General features: G+C 64.4%; 6 protein-coding genes. All 6 read left to right on the top strand.

Translation table 11 applies throughout. From position 1 onward, the window contains the following. Positions 1-334: hypothetical protein (locus IEY99_RS33660; protein WP_229799502.1), on the top strand; the 334-nt coding region annotated here is incomplete at its 5' end. Further along, positions 331-771: a hypothetical protein gene (locus IEY99_RS33655; RefSeq protein WP_189208173.1), complete on the top strand. Its 441-nt coding sequence runs from the start codon at positions 331-333 to the stop codon at positions 769-771. The genes IEY99_RS33660 and IEY99_RS33655, both read left to right, overlap by 4 nt. A 343-nt stretch (positions 772-1,114) precedes the next feature. After that, positions 1,115-1,414 (top strand): hypothetical protein, encoded by a 300-nt coding sequence (locus IEY99_RS33650; protein WP_189208172.1) that lies wholly within the window; start codon positions 1,115-1,117, stop codon positions 1,412-1,414. A gap of 4 nt (positions 1,415-1,418) precedes the next feature. Next, positions 1,419-1,976, top strand: coding sequence for a hypothetical protein (locus tag IEY99_RS33645; RefSeq protein WP_189208171.1), 558 nt, complete (start codon positions 1,419-1,421; stop codon positions 1,974-1,976). After that, positions 1,973-2,299, top strand: a complete 327-nt coding sequence (locus tag IEY99_RS33640; RefSeq protein ID WP_189208170.1) for a hypothetical protein — start codon at positions 1,973-1,975, stop codon at positions 2,297-2,299. Before IEY99_RS33645 ends, IEY99_RS33640 begins: the two co-directional genes overlap by 4 nt. Positions 2,300-2,702: 403 nt before the next feature. Then, positions 2,703-3,405 (top strand): helix-turn-helix domain-containing protein (locus IEY99_RS33635; RefSeq protein WP_189208169.1); only part of this gene is annotated, 703 nt, incomplete at its 3' end.

The raw sequence follows: 3,405 nt of genomic DNA, 5'->3' as shown, positions 1-3,405 counted from the left end.
CGGCGCCGGCATGCAGGTCGCGGACCTGGTGGTCATGCCCATCCCGCCGAACAAGGGCGACATGGACCGCGTCACCGCCTCGCTCAACCTCGCCCGCACCCTCGGCAAGCCCGTCCTCGCGGTGCAGACCTTCACCCGGCCCAACACCGTACGTGCGATCGAGGCCCGCGAGGCGCTCGAAGCGGCCGGGGTCGACGTCGCGCAGACCACCGTGCCGCGCTCGGACCCGATCGGGGACCAGTACGGCAGCCGGCCCCGCGGGCGCCTGGCCGCGTATGGGCGCGAGCTGCTCTCCGAGATCCTCGACAAGCTCGACAAGCTGGAGCGGGCATGAGCGGCGCCAACCAGCGAGAGGTACAGGCCGGCCTGAAGAACCGGTTTGCTGGACTGCTCGGCGCCACCGCCCCAGCCGTCGAGCCGGCCAAGACGGCGCCACCGCCCCGCAAGGCGTCACGGCGCAAGCCGGCAGAGACGCCACCCCCTCCTCCGCCCGCGGTGACCAAAAACGAGACCGCGCACCCGGCGAAGACCACGCCGGCGGAGCCGGATCTCCCGCCGATGCCGACCACCCAGGCCTCCGACGACAGCGGGCGCACCAAGCGGCTCATGGTGCCGCTCTACCCCGATGAGGACCTCGCCCTGAAGGAGTACCGGATCAAGGACGGGATCGCCGCAGCCGCCCGGGTGCGGGCCATGCTCCAGCTGTACCGCACCGACGAGCGGTTCCGGAAGAAGGTCGACCAGACCGCCCGCGACATGCGCACTCATTGACATGGATCGATCATTTCGTCTCGAAAATACCGCTCCGATGGCCCTCGGAAGCGGTGAATCAATCCATTGGCATCGATCATTTTGCCGCTGTCCCCGGTTGCCCCCGGTAGTTGTCCCCGGTTTTCTGCCCTTGTCCCCGGTGACGCCATCGCCACCGGGGACAAGTGTTTGAGCAGCTCAGCAGCACTCCAGATCGGATCTGTCCCCGGTGTCCCCGGTTTTTTTGCACAACTGTCGCGTACGCGCGCGCGAGAGCCAGAACTGATCGTCATTCATCGATGTCTGAAGTTGGGGGATTTCGCCGTGCCGGAAAGTGACATACCCCCGTCCTACATTGAGCGGCATGCCATCGACCGATCCCGAAGTCCCGATCACCGCCCAGCACATCGCTGACGCCGCCACGACCTGGCTGCGGACCCAGTACCCGGATCTCGCCGCCACCGAGAGCGCCGAGATCCATGACCGCCGCCTGGCCCGCGTGGTGCGCAACTACCAGGCCGGCGACGTCGCCGCGGCCGCCGTCGTCGACGCGGTCCGCGAGTGGCGCACCCACATCGGCGACACCACCTGGCTCGACGGCTGGGACGCCGAACTGATCCGGCTGATCGACCACGGGCCGGTGTCCTCGGACCCCGGGGCGTGACCTCATGACCGCCGACAACACCTTCGACGACAGCGCCCTCCTCTGGAGCCTGGCCTGCAACTGCCTGCTCTACGAGGCCGACCCCGGCCCCGCAAACATCAACATCGGCTCCCCGGCCGAGCGCATGATGGTCAGCCGCCAGCAGGCCTGGCGCGAGCTGTACGGCCGGCTCCTGATCGAACGCGTCGACGCCGACGCCACCCGGATCGACGCCATCGAGCGCGACTGCCGCGCCGAGCTGGCCGACAGCCACCGGCCGGAGCACTGGCAGCGCATCTACGAAGAACGCCGCAGATCCGGGGACTCCACCGCCGGCGAGGTCCTCACCGACAAAGGCCAGCGCGAGATCCGCGAGGTGTGGGAGTGCGCGATCGCGCTCTGCGAACAGGCCACCCAGATGATCCGCGAGTCCGGCGCCGCAGACGACGAACAGGCGCGGCAGCGCTTCCTGGCCGGCATCAAGCACCAGAACACCGTCGACGTTCTCGGCGCCATCCCCGGTGTCACCGAGAACAGCGCCGAGGAACTGACCCGCCGTCTGAAGGAGCTGGACCAGCCGTGAGCAGTACGTACTCCGACGACGACATCGACTCCTGGGTAGAGGCGATCGACAACCTGCACGACTACACCACCCGGGACCCTGGCGATGCGCGCGCCGCCGAGCACGCCGTGGCGAATTTGTGGTCCGGCGACGGCTACCAGGACGCCCCGACCCACGTCCTGCGCATGTTCGTCAAGGCAATCGAGACCGGCTACGCCGCCGCGCTACGCGACGTACGCGACGGCCAGTACGACGACGAGATCGAGACGTGGAGGCAGGCTGAAGATCAAGGGCAGAGAGGGGCCCGGAGGTCGGCAAGTCCTGGCCCACTGGTTACCGGCTGATCGAGCTCGACCTGGACCCGTACGAGATCGAAGCGATCCTCGAAGCCCGGGAGAACGGCGACGATGACGCCGCCCCTCGACGCCATTCAAGACGTCCTAGAAGACGCGGGCTATCCACCTAACTAGAGCCGGGAAGACGGGCCCCGACGTTGAGTTTCTGGGGCCTGTCCCGTGACTGACCTGAGGCAACCAGGCTGAATCATCCGGAGCGGAACCGAATCAGATTTCGGGGATTATTAGTAGAAACCGAAGATCAATTCCCAGTAACGCGCCCGCGACTGTGCCTTCCTGCGTATGTGGCATTCTGCGGATGGCGAGGCGTGCCCTATGCTCATGTACTTGACGGTAGTTGCCCGGCCACAAGCAGCTGTTCGAGCTGCGATGTACTGATCGAGGTTTGAGTATGGCCACTGATCAAGACCCGATGGTGCAACGACGGCGGCTTCGAGTCGAGCTGCGGAAGGCCCGTGAGGCTGCGGGGCTAACTCAGAAGGAAGTGGCCCCGGCCATGGATTGGTCGTTGTCCAAGCTGATCAGAATTGAAACGGGAGCTGTCGGCATCTCGATAAATGATCTGAAGGTAATGCTGCAGCTGTACGGTGTGACTGACGAATCTCGGATTCAGTCTTTGATCGCTATGGCGAGGGCGGCGAAGGAACCGGCGTGGTGGGCCCCGTACAAGGATGCTATATCCCCAGAGTTCTCTTCGTTTCTCAGTTATGAATCGGCGGCATCCATAATACGTAATTTCGAGCCCATATTGGTGCCTGGTTTGCTTCAGACTGAGGAATACGCCAGGGCCACCTTGACTCAGCTAGCACCGCTGAGCAGCACAGAAGCAGACGTGCTGGGGGCGATAGATGGTCTTGTAGAGTTACGCATGGAGCGCCAAGAGCGTCTGTCGCAACGAGATGAACCGCCAAAGATCTTCTTAGCTCTTGACGAGTCCGTCCTTTACAGGTGGGTTGGCGGAGGCCCCGTCATGCAGCGTCAGCTTGAGCGAATAAAGGCAGCCCTGACATTTCCGTATTTCACTATCTGGATTGTGCCGTATAGGGCAGGTATCTATTCGAAGATGCGGGGTCCATATGTCCTTCTCGAACTTC

This window comes from Couchioplanes azureus, assembly GCF_014648355.1.
Classification (GTDB): Bacteria; Actinomycetota; Actinomycetes; order Mycobacteriales; family Micromonosporaceae; genus Actinoplanes; species Actinoplanes azureus.
This window is presented reverse-complemented; position numbering and strand designations above follow the sequence as displayed.

What these genes read in the sequence shown, in the direction of transcription:
- IEY99_RS33655 (WP_189208173.1), top strand. Translation starts at nt 331, where the DNA reads ATGAGCGGCGCCAACCAGCGAGAGGTACAGGCCGGCCTGAAGAACCGG.
- IEY99_RS33650 (WP_189208172.1), top strand. Translation starts at nt 1,115, where the DNA reads ATGCCATCGACCGATCCCGAAGTCCCGATCACCGCCCAGCACATCGCT.
- IEY99_RS33645 (WP_189208171.1), top strand. Translation starts at nt 1,419, where the DNA reads ATGACCGCCGACAACACCTTCGACGACAGCGCCCTCCTCTGGAGCCTG.